Annotated in this window: 14 protein-coding genes; 10 read left to right on the forward strand and 4 right to left on the reverse strand. The window is 70.3% G+C overall.

What is annotated here, in order from left to right:
* The first annotated feature begins 48 nt into the window (after positions 1-48).
* The 6 genes from ACZ5VQ_RS40185 (at position 49) to ACZ5VQ_RS40210 (ending at position 6,737) form a co-directional block, all read left to right on the forward strand.
* Complete coding sequence (locus tag ACZ5VQ_RS40185) at positions 49-1,275, forward strand: alginate lyase family protein (RefSeq protein WP_469109323.1); 1,227 nt, start codon at positions 49-51, stop codon at positions 1,273-1,275.
* Positions 1,276-1,334: 59 nt separating this feature from the next.
* Entirely contained in the window at positions 1,335-2,027 is a 693-nt protein-coding gene (locus ACZ5VQ_RS40190) for an ABC transporter ATP-binding protein (RefSeq protein ID WP_055615456.1), read from the forward strand.
* A gap of 181 nt (positions 2,028-2,208) precedes the next feature.
* A complete protein-coding gene (locus ACZ5VQ_RS40195; protein WP_469109324.1) occupies positions 2,209-4,767 on the forward strand; it encodes a sensor histidine kinase in 2,559 nt (852 codons plus the stop codon).
* On the forward strand, positions 4,764-5,447 hold the full coding sequence (locus ACZ5VQ_RS40200) for a response regulator (RefSeq protein ID WP_362085552.1): 684 nt from the start codon (positions 4,764-4,766) through the stop codon (positions 5,445-5,447). Before ACZ5VQ_RS40195 ends, ACZ5VQ_RS40200 begins: the two co-directional genes overlap by 4 nt.
* Positions 5,448-5,615: 168 nt before the next feature.
* A complete protein-coding gene (locus ACZ5VQ_RS40205) occupies positions 5,616-6,014 on the forward strand; it encodes an OB-fold nucleic acid binding domain-containing protein (RefSeq protein ID WP_143638218.1) in 399 nt (132 codons plus the stop codon).
* A gap of 3 nt (positions 6,015-6,017) precedes the next feature.
* Entirely contained in the window at positions 6,018-6,737 is a 720-nt protein-coding gene (locus ACZ5VQ_RS40210; protein WP_266760783.1) for a DUF3159 domain-containing protein, read from the forward strand.
* A gap of 143 nt (positions 6,738-6,880) precedes the next feature.
* On the opposite strand, the gene ACZ5VQ_RS40215 is transcribed toward ACZ5VQ_RS40210, so the two are convergent.
* A complete protein-coding gene (locus ACZ5VQ_RS40215; RefSeq protein WP_143638222.1) occupies positions 6,881-7,558 on the reverse strand; it encodes a potassium channel family protein in 678 nt (225 codons plus the stop codon).
* The gene (locus ACZ5VQ_RS40220; RefSeq protein WP_055615461.1) at positions 7,558-8,229 is read right to left on the reverse strand and encodes a potassium channel family protein; all 672 of its coding nucleotides are present in this window, start codon (positions 8,227-8,229) and stop codon (positions 7,558-7,560) included. Before ACZ5VQ_RS40220 ends, ACZ5VQ_RS40215 begins: the two co-directional genes overlap by 1 nt.
* 437 nt (positions 8,230-8,666) lie before the next feature.
* Between ACZ5VQ_RS40220 and ACZ5VQ_RS40225 the strand changes: the two genes are divergently transcribed.
* Entirely contained in the window at positions 8,667-10,718 is a 2,052-nt protein-coding gene (locus ACZ5VQ_RS40225; RefSeq protein ID WP_469109325.1) for an APC family permease, read from the forward strand.
* A gap of 113 nt (positions 10,719-10,831) precedes the next feature.
* Entirely contained in the window at positions 10,832-12,172 is a 1,341-nt protein-coding gene (locus tag ACZ5VQ_RS40230; protein WP_362085560.1) for a class I SAM-dependent RNA methyltransferase, read from the forward strand.
* A gap of 63 nt (positions 12,173-12,235) precedes the next feature.
* On the opposite strand, the gene ACZ5VQ_RS40235 is transcribed toward ACZ5VQ_RS40230, so the two are convergent.
* Entirely contained in the window at positions 12,236-12,829 is a 594-nt protein-coding gene (locus tag ACZ5VQ_RS40235; RefSeq protein ID WP_469109326.1) for a TetR/AcrR family transcriptional regulator, read from the reverse strand.
* Positions 12,830-12,948: 119 nt separating this feature from the next.
* On the opposite strand from ACZ5VQ_RS40235, the gene ACZ5VQ_RS40240 reads away from it, so the two are divergent.
* Positions 12,949-13,725, forward strand: coding sequence for an NADPH-dependent F420 reductase (locus tag ACZ5VQ_RS40240; protein ID WP_469109351.1), 777 nt, complete (start codon positions 12,949-12,951; stop codon positions 13,723-13,725).
* Between the two features lie 124 nt (positions 13,726-13,849).
* On the opposite strand, the gene ACZ5VQ_RS40245 is transcribed toward ACZ5VQ_RS40240, so the two are convergent.
* Complete coding sequence (locus tag ACZ5VQ_RS40245; protein WP_469109327.1) at positions 13,850-14,305, reverse strand: MarR family winged helix-turn-helix transcriptional regulator; 456 nt, start codon at positions 14,303-14,305, stop codon at positions 13,850-13,852.
* Between the two features lie 232 nt (positions 14,306-14,537).
* Between ACZ5VQ_RS40245 and ACZ5VQ_RS40250 the strand changes: the two genes are divergently transcribed.
* Positions 14,538-16,013 carry an MFS transporter gene (locus ACZ5VQ_RS40250; RefSeq protein ID WP_469109328.1) on the forward strand — a complete coding sequence of 492 codons (1,476 nt, stop codon included), beginning with the start codon at positions 14,538-14,540 and terminating at the stop codon, positions 16,011-16,013.
* The last annotated feature ends 45 nt before the right edge of the window (positions 16,014-16,058 follow it).

Genomic DNA, 16,058 nt, shown 5'->3' on the forward strand with positions numbered 1-16,058 from the left:
CCAACGCCTGTGTTCATAAAGGCATTCCGTGTTCACATACGAGAACGGATGTCCCCCACAATGCTGAACACCCCGGTACCTCCACGTCATCGCCGCAGATCCCGCTTCGCGCTCGTCGGGACCGTCGCCGCCCTCCTGGCGGGCGCCCTCGCCTGGCCCGCCGCCGACCGTGCCGAGGCGGCTCCCGCCACCTTCACGCACCCCGGAGTCACCGTCTCCCGCGGCCAGTTGGACTTCGCCCGGCAACAGGTCAACGCCGGCGCACAGCCCTGGAAGGGCGCGTACGACCAGATGCTGGCGAGCAAGTACGGCTCGCTCACGCGCACCCCGAAGCCACGGGCCGTCGTCGAGTGCGGCTCGTACTCGAACCCCAACAACGGCTGCACCGACGAGCGTGAGGACGCGATCGCGGCGTACACCCAGGCCCTCGCCTGGTACGTCACACGGGACGCGCGGTACGCGAGGAAGGCGATCGAGCTGATGGACGCCTGGTCCGCGACGATCCGGGACCACACCAACAGCAATGCCCCGCTGCAGACCGGCTGGGCCGGCTCGTCCTGGCCCAAGGCCGCCGAGATCATCAAGTACACGTACGACGGCGGCTGGGCGAACTCCGGCCGCTTCGCGACCATGCTGCGCACCGTGTACCTCCCCGAGATCATCAACGGCTCGAACTCCAACGGCAACTGGGAGCTGTCGATGATGGAGGCGGCCGTCGGCATCTCCGTCTTCCTGGAGGACAAGGCGTCGTACGACAAGGCCATGGCGAAGTTCCGCACCCGTACGGCCGCGTTCGTGTACCTGTCCTCCGACGGCGCGCTGCCGAAGACCGTGCCGAGCCAGAACCTCGACACCGCACAGAAGATCATCAACTACTGGCACGGGCAGTCGACCTTCGTCAACGGGCTCACCCAGGAGACCTGCCGCGACCTCACGCACACCGGATACGGCATCTCCGCGATCTCGCACGTCGCCGAGACCAGCCGCATCCAGGGCCAGGACCTGTACGGCACCGACGTCGGCGAGCGGCTGCGGCACGCGCTCGGCTTCCAGGCCAAGTACCAGCTGGGCGAGGCGCCCCCGAGCTGGCTGTGCGGCGGGTCGCTGCACCTCGGGCTCGGGCCCGTCACCGAGGTCGGCCACAACGCCCTGAGCAACCGCCTCGGCCACGTCATGACCAACACCGAGCGGCTGACGCTGCAGAACCGTCCGGCGGGGAGCAACAACCTCTTCGTCGCCTGGGAGACGCTCACGCACGGCGACAACCCGAACTGAGACGTTGCCCGACCGGGCGCCGGACGGTGATACTGGCGCCCGGTCCACGGGGGAGGGTCATGAGCCAGGTCGTCACCGAAACGATGGTGCGCGTCGAGAACGTCCACCGCTCGTACGGCAGCGGAGCCACCGCCGTACACGCCCTGCGCGGCGTCTCGTTCGACATACCGCGCGGTGAACTCGTCGCCCTCAAGGGGCGGTCGGGGTCCGGCAAGACCACACTGCTCAACCTCGTCGGCGGGCTCGACGAACCGGACGACGGGCGGATCACCGTCGACGGGCTCGACCTCTCCGGGCTCGGCGAGAACGGGCTGCTGGAGCTGCGCCGGGACCGTATCGGCTTCGTCTTCCAGTCCTTCGGTCTCATCCCGATCCTGACGGCCGCCGAGAACGTGGGCGTGCCGATGCGGCTGCGCCGGGCCGAGCCGCGCGAGCGCGAGGAGCGCGTCGAGCTGCTGCTCTCCCTGGTCGGGCTCGCGGACCACGCGGCGCAGCGGCCCGGCGAGCTCTCCGGCGGGCAGCAGCAGCGCGTGGCCATCGCCCGCGCCCTCGCGAACGAGCCCGCGCTCCTCATCGCCGACGAGCCCACAGGGCAGCTCGACGCCGAGACAGGTATCGCGGTGATGGAGCTGCTGCGGGCGGTCGTCCGCAGTGAGCGGGTCACCGCGCTCGTCGCCACCCACGACGCGGCCCTCCTGGACCTCGCCGACCGGGTCCTGGAGCTGAGCGACGGCGAGATCGTCGAGCACTGAGGCCGGGACCGTGGAGCGCTGAGGCCCGGTTCGTGGAGCGCGGACGCCCGGAGGGGTCCGCGGCCGTGCGTCAGGGTTCTGTCAAGGACGTCCCGCACCCCACCCCTCACCCCATTTGTCAGGATTGTTGGCCGTAAGGTCGACGCAGCGTACGCAGTGCGTTTGGGAAGACAATGGGGCCATGGGACGCGGCAAGCTTCGGATCTACCTCGGTGCGGCACCGGGCGTCGGCAAGACGTACGCGATGCTGTCCGAGGCACACCGCCGCGTCGAGCGAGGCACGGACTGCGTGGTGGCCTTCGTCGAGCACTACGACCGGCCGCGCACCGAGGTGATGCTGCACGGGCTGGAGCGGATCCCCCGCCGGGAGATCCCCTACCGGGACACCGTCTTCACCGAGATGGACGTCGACGCCGTCCTGGAGCGCGCCCCGGCCGTCGCCCTGGTGGACGAACTGGCCCACACGAATGTCCCCGGCTCACGGAACGCCAAGCGCTGGCAGGACGTCGAGGAACTCCTCACCGCCGGGATCGACGTCGTCTCGACGGTCAACATCCAGCATCTGGAGTCGCTCGGTGACGTCGTCGAGTCGATAACGGGAGTACGGCAGCGCGAGACCGTCCCGGACGAGGTGGTGCGCCGGGCCGACCAGATCGAGCTCGTCGACATGTCCCCGCAGGCGCTGCGCCGCCGGATGGCGCACGGCAACATCTACAAGCCCGACAAGGTCGACGCGGCCCTCTCCAACTACTTCCGCCCGGGCAACCTCACCGCCCTGCGCGAGCTGGCCCTCCTCTGGGTCGCCGACCGCGTCGACGAGTACCTCCAGCAGTACCGCGGCGAGCACGGCATCCGCTCCACCTGGCAGGCCCGCGAACGCATCGTCGTGGGCCTGACCGGCGGACCCGAGGGCCGTACGCTGATCCGCCGCGCCGCCCGGCTGGCGGAGAAGGGCGCCGGTGGCGAGGTGCTCGCCGTCTACATCGCCCGCAGCGACGGACTGACCTCGGCCTCGCCCAAGGAACTCGCCGTCCAGCGCACCCTCGCCGAGGACCTCGGCGGCACCTTCCACCACGTCATCGGGGACGACATCCCGTCCGCGCTGCTGGAGTTCGCCCGCGGAGTCAACGCCTCCCAGATCGTGCTGGGCTCCTCGCGGCGCAAGGCCTGGCAGTACGTGCTCGGCCCCGGCGTCGGAGCCACGGTCGCCCGGGAGTCGGGGCCCGACCTGGACGTGCACATCGTCACGCACGACGCGGTCGGCAAGGGGCGCGGACTGCCGGCCGCGCGGGGATCGCGGCTCGGCCGGTCCCGGATCATCGCGGGCTGGCTGGTCGGTGTCGTCGGCCCGGCCCTCCTCGCCCTGCTGCTGACTCACGGCGCGTCGAACCTCGGGCTCGCCAACGACATGCTGCTCTTCCTGACGCTGATCGTGGCGGCGGCCCTCCTTGGCGGGCTGCTCCCGGCGCTCGCCTCGGCGGCCCTCGGCTCGCTGTTGCTGAACTACTACTTCACCCCGCCGCTGCACCGGATGACCATCGCGGACCCCAAGAACATCGTCGCCATCGTGATCTTCGTGGGCGTCGCGGTGTCGGTGGCCTCAGTGGTGGACCTGGCCGCCCGCCGCACCCACCAGGCCGCCCGGCTGAGGGCCGAGTCCGAGATCCTCTCCTTCCTGGCCGGCAGCGTCCTGCGTGGCGAGACCAGCCTGGACGCCCTGCTGGAGCGGGTCCGCGAGACCTTCGGCATGGAGTCGGTGGCCCTGCTGGAGCGGGAGAGCGACGTGGACCCGTGGACCTGTGCGGGCAGTGTCGGCCCGCACCCGCCGACGCTCCCCGAGGACGCGGACGTCGACATGCCGGTCGGCGACCACACCGCGCTCGCCCTCTCGGGCCGGGTCCTGCCCGCCGAGGACCGCCGGGTGCTCGCCGCCTTCGCCGCCCAGGCCGTCGTCGTCCTGGACCGCAAACGCCTCCAGGAGGAGGCCGAGCAGGCCCGCGCACTCGCCGAGGGCAACCGCATCCGTACGGCGCTGCTGGCCGCCGTCAGCCATGACCTGCGGACCCCGCTGGCCGCGATCAAGGCCGCCGTGTCGTCCCTCAGATCCGACGACGTGGCCTGGTCCGAGGAGGACGAGGCCGAGCTCCTGGAAGGCATCGAGGCGGGCGCCGACCGGCTCGACCACCTGGTCGGCAACCTCCTCGACATGTCCCGCCTGCAGACCGGCACGGTCACTCCGCTGATCCGCGAGATCGACCTCGACGAGGTCGTCCCGATGGCGCTCGGCGGCGTACCGGAGGACAGCGTCGAGCTGGAGATCCCCGAGACGCTGCCCATGGTCGCCGTCGACCCGGGCCTGCTGGAGCGCTCGGTGGCCAACATCGTCGAGAACGCCGTCAAGTACAGCCCCGCAGGCGAGCGGGTCCTGGTCGCCGCCAGCGCGCTCGGAGACCGCGTGGAGGTACGCGTGGTGGACCGTGGCCGCGGGGTCCCGGACGAGGCGAAGGACCGTATATTCGCGCCCTTCCAGCGGTACGGGGACGCCCCGCGCGGCTCCGGAGTGGGCCTCGGCCTCGCGGTCGCCCGGGGCTTCGCCGAGGCCATGGGCGGCACCCTCGACGCCGAGGACACCCCCGGCGGCGGCCTCACCATGGTCCTCACTCTCAGGGCGGCCCCCGCCCACCCGACACCCTTCGCGGACGTCGCAGCACTCGTACAACCGGAAAGGCAGGCTTCATGACCCGCGTCCTCGTGGTCGACGACGAGCCGCAGATCACCCGAGCCCTCGTGATCAACCTCAAGGCACGCAAGTACGAGGTCGACGCGGCCCCCGACGGCGCCACCGCGCTGCAGCTCGCGGCCGCCCGGCACCCCGACGTCGTCGTGCTCGACCTGGGCCTGCCCGACATGGACGGCGTCGAGGTGATCAAGGGGCTGCGCGGCTGGACGCGCGTGCCGATCCTGGTGCTGTCCGCCCGGCACTCCTCCGACGAGAAGGTCGAGGCCCTCGACGCGGGCGCCGACGACTACGTGACCAAGCCCTTCGGCATGGACGAGCTGCTCGCCCGGCTGAGGGCCGCCGTCCGCCGTGCCGAGCCCACCGGGGGCGACGAGGAGGACGTGATCGTCGAGACCGACGACTTCACCGTCGACCTGGCCGCCAAGAAGGTCAACCGGGACGGCCGCGACGTGCGCCTCACCCCGACCGAGTGGCACCTCCTGGAGGTGCTGGTGCGCAACACGGGCCGCCTGGTCAGCCAGAAACAGCTGCTCCAGGAGGTCTGGGGCCCCTCCTACGGCACCGAGACGAACTATCTGCGGGTCTACATGGCCCAGTTGCGCCGCAAGCTGGAAACGGACCCGGCGCATCCCCGGCACTTCATTACCGAGCCGGGGATGGGGTACCGGTTCGAAAGGTGAGCGCCGAGTCGGCCGGGGGTCCGGGGGTTGCCCCCCGGGGGGAAGCAGCATTACGGAGCCGGGGATGGGGTACCGGTTCGAGAAGTGAGCCCGGTTCGGGTCGTACGTCGGTTCGAGTGACGGCACCAGGGGTACGTAGACGTCAGCGCCCCCCGGTACGCTTCAGATATGAGCGCTGTTCCTCGTTCCGAAAAGCCTGCGGGCCGGTTCCGGCGGATGATCGACCGGCTCTCCTCGTCCCAGCAGGACCTGGAGTCGGAGGAGCTGCGCGAGGACACGGAGACCGCGGGCTGTACGCGTATCGGTGACTGCCGTGACCGACAGGTGGTCACCGTTACTGGTACCTTGCGCACGGTCACCCTGCGCCCGAGGGCCGGTGTCCCGGCCCTGGAGGCCGAGCTGTTCGACGGTTCGGCCGCCCTGGACGTGGTGTGGCTCGGCAGGCGCTCCATAGTGGGGATAGAACCGGGGCGCAAGCTGATCGCATCGGGCCGGATCTCGATGAGCCGGGGCCGCCGGGTGCTGTTCAATCCCAAATACGAACTCAGACCCCTCGGACGGGAGTAGCCGGTGACGTCGCTCGACAAGCCGACCGAAGACGCCCAGCGGGATTCGCGGGCGGTGACCGAGGCCGCGCTCTTCGAGGCGTTCGGCGGTCTGCGGGGCATGATCGAGACGGTCCTGCCGGGCCTGCTCTTCGTCACGATCTTCACGATCAACAAGGATCTGCACTCGGCGGCCATCGCGGCCCTCGGTGTCTCGATCCTGCTGGTCGTGGTCCGCCTGGTCATGAAGGACACCGTCAAGCACGCCTTCAGCGGCGTCTTCGGTGTGGCCTTCGGCGTGGTCTTCGCGATGATGACGGGCAACGCGAAGGACTTCTACCTGCCGGGCATGCTCTACACGCTCGGCCTCGCCCTCGCCTACATCATCACGACGCTTGCGGGAGTCCCGCTGATCGGGCTCATTCTCGGCCCGGTCTTCAAGGAGAACCTCTCCTGGCGTACGCGCAATCCGGGGCGCAAGACGGCGTACGCGAAGGCCAGTTGGGCCTGGGGCCTCATTCTGCTCGCCAAGTGCGCGATCCTGTTCCCGCTGTACTGGTGGGCCGACACGACTCAGTTCGGCTGGGTCCTGATCGCCCTGAAGATCCCGCCGTTCCTGCTCGCGGTCTGGCTCACGTGGGTCTTCCTGGCGAAGGCGCCGCCGCCGATCGATGTCTTTGCGGAGATGGAGGCGGAGGAGCGCGCGGCGGAGGAACGGGAGTCTGCTGCTCGGTCCGCCGACTAGGTACGCGGTGCCTGTGTGGGCCGCTGGGGGCTGCCGCCCCCAAACCCCCGCATCGGCCTGAACGGCCTCGTCCTCAAACGCCGGACGGGCTGAAATGGGGCGCCCGGAGTTTTCCGGGCGCCCCATTTCCGTGTTCCAGACCGTCAGCCCGTCGTCTCCTCGCGGCGTACCGACAGCAGGTCCTCCAGCTGTTCCTCGCGGGCCTGGGCCGCCACGAAGAGGAGTTCGTCGCCCGCTTCCAGGGAGTCCTCCCGGGTGGGGGTGAGGACCCGGGTGCCGCGGATGATGGTGACGAGGGACGTGTCCTCGGGCCAGGCCACTTCGCCGACCTGGGTGCCCGCGAGGGCGGACTCGGGGGGCAGGGTCAGTTCGACGAGGTTGGCGTCGCCGTGGCTGAAGCGGAGCAGGCGGACCAGGTCGCCGACGCTCACCGCCTCCTCGACCAGGGCCGACATCAGACGGGGGGTCGAGACGGCCACGTCCACGCCCCACGACTCGTTGAACAGCCATTCGTTCTTGGGGTTGTTGACGCGGGCGACGACCCGCGGGACCCCGTACTCCGTCTTGGCGAGGAGCGACACGACGAGGTTCACCTTGTCGTCGCCCGTCGCCGCGATGACCACGTTGCACCGCTGCAGCGCGGCCTCGTCCAGCGAAGTGATCTCGCAGGCGTCGGCGAGCAGCCACTCCGCCTGCGGGACGCGCTCGACCGAGATGGCGGTCGGCGCCTTGTCGATCAGGAGGACCTCGTGCCCGTTCTCCAGGAGCTCGCCCGCGATCGAGCGGCCCACCGCACCGGCACCGGCAATGGCGACCCTCATCAGTGACCGCCTTCTTCCTCGGGGCCCTCGGCGAACGACGCCTCGACCTTCTCGACGTCGTCCGTACGCATCATCACGTGCACCAGGTCGCCCTCCTGCAGCACCGTCTGCGAGGTGGGCAGCACCGCCTCGCCCAGCCGGGTGAGGAAGGCCACGCGCACACCGGTCTCCTCCTGGAGCCGGCTGATCCGCTGGCCGACCCACGCCGTCGACGCGTGCACCTCGGCGAGCTGCACCCCGCCCGTGGGGTCGCGCCACAGCGGCTCGGCACCCGACGGCAGCAGCCGGCGCAGCATCTGGTCGGCGGTCCAGCGCACGGTGGCGACCGTCGGAATGCCCAGCCGCTGGTAGACCTCGGCACGGCGAGGGTCGTAGATACGCGCCGCGACGTTCTCGATGCCGAACATCTCGCGGGCCACCCGGGCAGCGATGATGTTCGAGTTGTCACCGCTGGAGACGGCGGCGAAGGCGCCGGCGTCCTCGATGCCCGCCTCGCGCAGGGTGTCCTGGTCGAAGCCGATGCCGGTGACACGACGGCCGCCGAACCCGGAGCCCAGTCGTCGGAAGGCGGTGGGGTCCTGGTCGATCACGGCGACCGTATGCCCCTGTTGCTCCAGGGTCTGGGCAAGAGCGGAACCCACTCTTCCGCAGCCCATGATGACGATGTGCACGACCGTCCTTCCGGTGTGAAAAGTTGCTGCTCAGGCTGACACGCGTAAGACAGCGTCTCAGACCGACGCCCAAGCTACACACGCGCGGTCCGCGGGGGGCACCCCCGTGCGCGATCGCCCGCGGGATCCTGGCGATCAGCGGCGGCTGATGCTGCGGACGCTGACGAGAGTGAGGATCCCGAGGCCTACGAGTCCGGCGGCGGCACCGATGAGTTCCGCGGTGGCGTGCATGGAACCTCCATGAAGTGGCAAGGGGCGGCAAAGTTTTGGCTTTTTTCATATAGGCATGCGGCTCCGCCCGGCGGTGGAATCCGCAACCGGGCCCGTACGGGATTTCACTCGGAGGGCAGACGAGGGACGGCCGCTGCGTCCTCCGGGCGACGCCGAGGGCGGGGGAGGGTGGGCGTGGCCGTGTTCGACCGCTTACGATCCTCTGCGTGTCCAAACTGACCGACGTGCCCAAACGGATCTTGATCGGGCGCGCACTGCGCAGTGACCGGCTCGGAGAGACACTCCTGCCGAAGCGCATCGCACTCCCCGTCTTCGCCTCCGACCCGCTCTCCTCCGTGGCGTACGCACCCGGGGAAGTGCTCCTAGTCCTTTCCATCGCGGGCGTGTCGGCCTATCACTTCAGCCCCTGGATCGCCGTCGCGGTCGTCGTGCTGATGTTCACCGTTGTGGCCTCGTACCGGCAGAACGTGCACGCCTACCCCAGCGGCGGCGGGGACTACGAGGTGGCCAACACCAACCTCGGGCCCAAGGCCGGCCTCACCGTCGCCAGCGCGCTGCTCGTCGACTACGTCCTGACCGTCGCGGTGTCGATCTCGTCCGGCATCGAGAACCTCGGCTCGGCCATCCCGTTCGTCGTCGAGCACAAGGTGCTCTGCGCGATCGCCGTGATCGTGCTGCTCACGCTGATGAACCTGCGCGGGGTCAAGGAGTCCGGAAAACTCTTCGCGATCCCGACGTACGTCTTCGTGGTGGGCGTCTTCCTGATGATCGCGTGGGGTGCGTTCCGCGGGATTGTCCTGGACGACACCATGAAGGCGCCGACCGCCGACTTCGAGATCAAGGCCGAGCACCAGGGGCTCGCGGGCTTCGCCCTCGTCTTCCTGCTGCTGCGCGCCTTCTCCTCCGGCTGTGCCGCTCTCACGGGCGTCGAGGCGATCTCCAACGGCGTCCCGGCCTTCCGCAAGCCCAAGTCCAAGAACGCGGCGAGCACGCTCGCGGCCATGGGCCTGCTCGCCGTCACCATGTTCTGCGGCATCATCGGCCTGGCCATGGCGACCAACGTCCGCATGGCCGAGAACCCCGCGCACGACCTGCTGAAGAACGGCGTCGAGGTCGGCGGCGACTACGTCCAGAACCCGGTGATCTCCCAGGTCGCCGAGGCCGTGTTCGGTGACGGCAGCTTCCTGTTCATCGTGCTCGCCGCGGCCACCGCGCTCGTGCTCTTCCTCGCCGCGAACACCGCGTACAACGGTTTCCCGCTGCTCGGCTCGATCCTCGCGCAGGACCGCTACCTGCCGCGCCAGCTGCACACGCGTGGCGACCGCCTCGCCTTCTCGAACGGCATCGTGCTGCTCGCCGGCGCGGCCATCCTGCTCGTCTGGGTCTACGGCGCCGACTCGACGCGGCTCATCCAGCTCTACATCGTCGGCGTGTTCGTGTCCTTCACGCTCAGCCAGACCGGCATGGTCCGGCACTGGAACCGCCACCTGGCCACCGAGAAGGACCAGGCCAAGCGCCGCCACATGGTCCGCTCCCGGGCGATCAACGCGTTCGGCGCCTTCTTCACCGGACTGGTCCTGGTCGTCGTCCTCGTCACCAAGTTCACGCACGGCGCCTGGGTCGCGCTGCTCGGCATGGTGATCTTCTACGCCACGATGTCCGCGATCCGGAAGCACTACGACCGGGTCGCCGAGGAGATCGCCGCGCCCGAGGGCCCGTCCGACGACAGCGTGCGCCCCTCCCGGGTCCACTCCGTCGTGCTGATCTCGAAGATCCACCGGCCGACGCTGCGGGCCCTCGCGTACGCCAAGCTGATGCGCTCCGACACCCTGGAGGCGCTCAGCGTCAACGTCGACCCGGCCGAGACGAAGGCCCTGCGCGAGGAGTGGGAGCGGCGCGGCATCGACGTACCGCTGAAGGTCCTCGACTCGCCGTACCGCGAGATCACACGGCCGGTCATCGAGTACGTGAAGGGGCTGCGACGTGAGTCGCCGCGCGACGCGGTGTCGGTGATCATCCCCGAGTACGTGGTCGGCCACTGGTACGAGCAACTGCTGCACAACCAGAGCGCGCTGCGGCTCAAGGGGCGGCTGCTGTTCACACCGGGCGTGATGGTGACGTCCGTGCCGTACCAGCTGGAGTCGTCCGAGGTGGCCAAGAAGCGGGCCCGCAAGCGGCAGGACTGGAACGCGCCGGGTTCCGTGCGGCGTGGCCCGGCCGAGGACCGGCCGAAGGAGCCGTCGTCCCCGAAGAGCTGAGAAGCAGGGGCTCACGGGCTCGTGGGCTCGTGGTGAGCGGCCGGGCGGTGTCCACGTAGACTGGTGGGCTGTTGTCCGGCCGTTCCCCATTTCGCATCTGGAGTCACCCCGCCATGCAGGCAGAACCGAAGAAATCGCCGGCGGGGTCGCTCGTGGGGCAGGAGTACGAGGTCGAGATCGGCCCCGTCGCGCACGGCGGGCACTGCATCGCCCGTACCGACGCCGGCCAGGTCCTCTTCGTACGGCACGCGCTGCCCGGCGAGCGGGTCGTCGCACGGGTGACGGAGGGCGAGGAGGACTCGCGCTTCCTGCGGGCGGACGCGGTGACCGTGCTGGAGGCGTCCAAGGACCGCGTCGAGGCGCCCTGCCCGTACGCCGGGCCGGGCCGCTGCGGTGGCTGCGACTGGCAGCACGCCAAGCCGGGCGCACAGCGGCGGCTCAAGGGCGAGGTCGTCGCCGAGCAGCTGCAGCGGCTCGCGGGCCTCACCCCGGAGGAGGCCGGCTGGGACGGCACGGTGATGCCGGCCGAGGGCGACAAGCTGCCCGCCGGTGAGGTTCCCGCCTGGCGTACGCGCGTGCAGTACGCGGTCGACGAGGACGGCAACGCCGGTCTGCGCCGCCACCGTTCGCACGAGGTCGAGCCGATCGAGCACTGCATGATCGCCGCGCCCGGGGTCTCCGAGCTGGGCATCGAGGAGCGCGACTGGTCCGGCATGGAGTCGGTCGAGGCGATCGCGGCGACCGGCTCGCAGGACCGCATGGTGATCCTCGAACCGCGTCCCGGCGCCCGTCTGCCCCTGGTCGAACTCGACAAGCCCGTCTCCGTGATGCGCGTCGAGGAGCACGACGGCGGTATCCACCGCGTCCACGGCCGCGCCTTCGTCCGCGAGCGCGCCGACGGCCGTACGCACCGGGTCGGCAGCGGCGGCTTCTGGCAGGTCCACCCGATGGCGGCCGACACCCTGGTCAAGGCCGTCATGCAGGGCCTGCTCCCGCGCAAGGGCGACATGGCCCTCGACCTCTACTGCGGCGTCGGCCTCTTCGCCGGCGCGCTGGCCGACCGCCTCGGCGACAAGGGCGCGGTCCTCGGCATCGAGTCCGGCAAGCGCGCGGTGGAGGACGCCAAGCACAACCTCGCCGCGTTCGACCGCGTCCGCATCGAACAGGGCAAGGTCGACACGGTCCTCCCGCGCACCGGCATCACCGAGGTCGACCTCATCGTCCTCGACCCGCCCCGCGCCGGCGCCGGCAAGAAAACGGTCCAGCACCTCGCCTCCCTCGGCGCCCGCAAGATCGCGTACGTGGCCTGCGATCCGGCGGCGCTGGCGCGGGACCTGGCGTACTTCCGGGAGGGCGGGTACCGGGTGCGGACGCTGCGGGCGTTCGATCTGTTCCCGATGACTCATCACGTGGAGTGCGTGGCGATTCTGGAGCCCGTCTCGAAGGGTGCCTGAACCGGCTGAACCGGGGGTGCTCGTAGCCGCTGTCGTGGTGCGTGTCCGTCGAGTGCGCCTTGGTCAGTGTGGTGCGAGTGCCGCGAAGGCCTCGTCCAGGAGGTCGACCAGGTCCAGGTGGCCGTTGGATGCGGTCCAGTGGTCGAGGGCGACGTTCAGGCAGTCCAGGGCGGCGGCGGCTCGTACGGATCGGCCCAGCGTTGTGGAGGCCGCGGAGTCGTCGCGCTCGGCCAGGGCCTCGACCAGGGCCGGGCGCCAGCCGTGCTGCTTCTCCAACTGGCGGGCGCACAGGGCGGGGGTGTCCTGTACGAGGCGTGTCATCTCCAGGGAGCCCGTCGGGTCCCGGCGGTAGCGTTCGACGACCGTGTCCAGTGCCCGGCGCAGGGCCGTCCAGTCGTCCTCGTCCGCGGGGCGGGCCCGGAGGGCGTCGGCGACCTGGGTGCCGTGGGCGTTGAAGGCGCCGAGGACCGCGTCCTCCTTGGTGCCGAAGTAGCGCAGGAAGGTGCTGCGGGACACCCCGGCAGCCGCCGCCAGGTCGTCGAGGGTGACCTTGGCGAAGCCCTCCTGGCGGAACAACTCGAAGGCCACCTGGGCCAGTTCGGCTCGCACGGCCGCCCTGGCGATGTCTCGCGTGTTCGTACGCGCCGCTCCAGTCACCCCGTGATCGTACCCCTTGACCGAGCCTGGATCGCAGGAGAGAGTCTTGGTGGCATGTATGACACTGAGTTTCATCTATGCCACCGACTATCGACTATCGACTACCGATTGCCATCGATATTCATCGAAGGGGATTCGACACCGTGGCCCAGACCCTTGGAATCATCGGCAGCGGCATGATCGGCGGAGCTCTGGCCCGCCTCGCCGTCGCCGCCGGACTGAACGTCGTCGCGAGCAACTCCCGCGGCCCGGACACCCTCGGCGACCTCGTCGCCGAACTCGGAGAGCGGGCCCGCGCCGCCCTGCCCGCCGAAGCCGCGCGGGCCGGTGACCTGGTGGTGGCGACCGTCCCGCTGCGCGCCTACGACCGGTTGCCCGTGGAAGCCCTGGCGGGCAGGACGGTGATCGACACGATGAACTACTACCCGGACCGCGACGGCCGCATCGCCGAGCTGGACTCGGGCGAGCTGACCTCCAGTGCCCTCGTGCAGCGGCATCTGGAGGGTGCGCGTCTGGTCAAGGCGTTCAACAACATCGACTTCCGGCGCCTGTTCACCAGTGCCCGGACCGCCGGTGCCGCCGACCGCAGCGCCCTGCCCGTCGCCGGTGACGACCCCGCGGCAAAGGCGGACGTGGCCCGCCTCCTCGACGTCCTCGGCTACGACGCGGTCGACATCGGCACCCTCGCCGACAGTTGGCGCAGCGAACCCAACACCCCGGTCTACGTCCAGCCGTACATGGCGGAGCGGCCCGAGGGGCTGAGTGAGGAAGAGATGGGGCGCTGGTTCTTCGAGACCCCTGGCGTTCCGGTGCCCGTCGGCCGGGTGAAGGAGCTCACGGATGCTGCTGTCCGGGGCCCGGTGGGCGGTCCTCCCTCGGCCGTCCCCAGGCGCTGAGTCCGGCAGCCTCAGTACGGGGGCTCACTGGTGCTCACTCCGTCCTTGCCGTGCACGATCTCGGCGTGTGCGCCGTCCCGCGCGATCCAGTCGCTGGTGTGCGCGGTGAGGGGGAGCCCTGGTCTCAACTCCTCGGCCAGGGGCGCCCGTCGTAGTGTTCGACGTCGCGGTTCAGGCGGCTGAGCAGGGCCGCGAACTCGGCGACCTCCTCGGGCGTCCAGTCGGCCACCACCTTCTCCAGGCCTCGGATGTTCTCGGCGCGGTCGGCGGTCAGCCGTCGCTCGCCCTCGGCGGTGATGGCGAACTTGCGGGCGACGCCCCCGTCCGGGTCGGGGATGCGCTCCACGGCGCCGGCGCGCAGCATGGCGGCGGTCTGCCGGTTGAGGGTGGAGACGTCCAGACCGAAGGCGGCGCTGAGCCGGCCGATGGACATCGGACCCTCCGCCCGGATGCGGCTGAGCAGGAGATAGGCGCTGCGGTCGAGCCGCCCGTTCAGACCCCGTGCGTGCGGGGTGAGCAGGTGGATGTGGCGCCCGAGCAGCATGGCCTCGAACTCGACCAGGGGTGTGGGCTTGTCCATGCGGGGTTCCTCGACTCCTGGAGGGGTGTTCTGGGCCTGCTGGGGGCGTCTCCCCTCCTGGTCCGCGCGGCGCGGCGCGGCACCGCACCGCATCGCCGAATGGGGGCGGCGCGGTGGGCGATATGCATAATGCATTAGGAATGTACGATGCACATTCTATGCATGCCGCATTCCTGCCGTGCAGTGCGTCGCGCCCGCCGTGATCCGGAAGCGCAAGAGGGAGAGTCCCCCCGTGGAAAGTCCTGACAGTCCCAAGGCCGAGCCCCGCTCAGGCGGTGTCGTCGGCATCCTCGCCTTCGCGGGCATCGTGGCCGCGCTCACACAGACCCTGGTCGTGCCGCTGATCGGTGACCTGCCGAAGCTGCTCGACACCAGCGCCTCGAACGCCTCGTGGGTGATCACCGCCACGCTGCTGGCGGCGGCGGTGGCGACGCCCGTCGCGGGACGCCTCGGTGACATGTACGGCAAGCGGCGCATGCTCCTGGCCTCGCTGATACCGCTCGTCGTGGGCTCGATCGTCTGCGCCCTGTCCTCCTCGGTGATCCCGATGATCACCGGACGCGGTCTGCAGGGCCTCGGCATGGGCGTGGTGCCCCTGGGCATCAGCCTCCTGCGCGACGTGGTGTCGAAGGAGAAGCTGGGCTCGTCCATCGCGATCATGAGCGCGTCCATGGGCGTGGGCGGTGCGCTCGGTCTGCCGTTCTCCGCGGCGATCGCCGAGAACACCAGCTGGCGCGTGCTGTTCTGGGTCGTCGCGGCCCTGGCCCTCGCGGTCGGCACCCTGATCTGGTTCGTCGTGCCCGTCGGCCGGGCGAACACCGCCGCGGGCAGCAGCTTCGACCTGCTCGGCGCGGCCGGCCTGGGCGTCGCGCTCGTCTGTCTGCTCCTCGGCGTCTCCAAGGGCGCCGACTGGGGCTGGGGAAGCGGCACCACCCTCGGACTGCTCGGCGCCGCGGTCGTCGTCCTGCTGGCCTGGGGCTGGTGGGAGCTGCGGACGCGCGAGCCGCTGGTCGACCTCCGGGTGACCGCCCGCCCGCAGGTGCTGATGACGAACATCGCCTCGATCCTGGTCGGCTTCTCGATGTACGCCCAGTCGCTGGTCGTGCCCCAGCTGCTCCAGCTGCCCGAGGCCACCGGCTACGGCCTCGGCCAGTCGATGCTGGCCATGGGTCTGTGGATGGCCCCCGCGGGCCTGATGATGATGGTGATGTCGCCGATCGGCGCCAAGATCTCGGCCGCCCGCGGCCCCAAGGTCACCCTGACCATCGGCGCGCTGATCATCTCCCTCGGCTACGGCATCTCCCTGCCGATGATCGGCACCGACTCGCCGCTGGGCCTGCTCGCCGTGACCGTCGTCGCCAACACGGGCGTGGGCTTCGCGTACGGCGCGATGCCGGCCCTCATCATGAGCGCGGTGCCCCAGTCGGAGACGGCCTCCGCCAACAGCTTCAACACGCTGATGCGCTCGATCGGCAGCTCCGTGTCGGCCGCCGTGATGGCGGTGGTCCTGGCCCAGATGACCACGGACTTCGGCGGGTTCGCCCTGCCGTCCGAGGACGGGTTCCGGGTCGCCATGCTGATCGGCTCCGGTGTGGCCCTCGTGGCCGCGGCCGTCGCCTTCCTCATCCCGGTCCCGAAGGCGGCCGCCGACCCGGAGCCCGGCACGGCACCGGACACCACCCCCGAGACGGCCGAGGCCAAGGCCTGACACGGCGACAGTGCCCCCCTGGCCCCCGGGCTCGGTCCCGACCAG

This window comes from Streptomyces sp. NPDC033178 (assembly GCF_055577685.1).

Coding starts and splice junctions, on each gene's coding strand:
- ACZ5VQ_RS40200 (WP_362085552.1), top strand. CDS start 4,764: ATGACCCGCGTCCTCGTGGTCGACGACGAGCCGCAGATCACCCGAGCC.
- ACZ5VQ_RS40230 (WP_362085560.1), top strand. CDS start 10,832: ATGCAGGCAGAACCGAAGAAATCGCCGGCGGGGTCGCTCGTGGGGCAG.
- ACZ5VQ_RS40185 (WP_469109323.1), top strand. CDS start 49: ATGTCCCCCACAATGCTGAACACCCCGGTACCTCCACGTCATCGCCGC.
- ACZ5VQ_RS40215 (WP_143638222.1), bottom strand. CDS start 7,558: ATGAGGGTCGCCATTGCCGGTGCCGGTGCGGTGGGCCGCTCGATCGCG.
- ACZ5VQ_RS40195 (WP_469109324.1), top strand. CDS start 2,209: ATGGGACGCGGCAAGCTTCGGATCTACCTCGGTGCGGCACCGGGCGTC.
- ACZ5VQ_RS40205 (WP_143638218.1), top strand. CDS start 5,616: ATGAGCGCTGTTCCTCGTTCCGAAAAGCCTGCGGGCCGGTTCCGGCGG.
- ACZ5VQ_RS40245 (WP_469109327.1), bottom strand. CDS start 14,305: ATGGACAAGCCCACACCCCTGGTCGAGTTCGAGGCCATGCTGCTCGGG.
- ACZ5VQ_RS40190 (WP_055615456.1), top strand. CDS start 1,335: ATGAGCCAGGTCGTCACCGAAACGATGGTGCGCGTCGAGAACGTCCAC.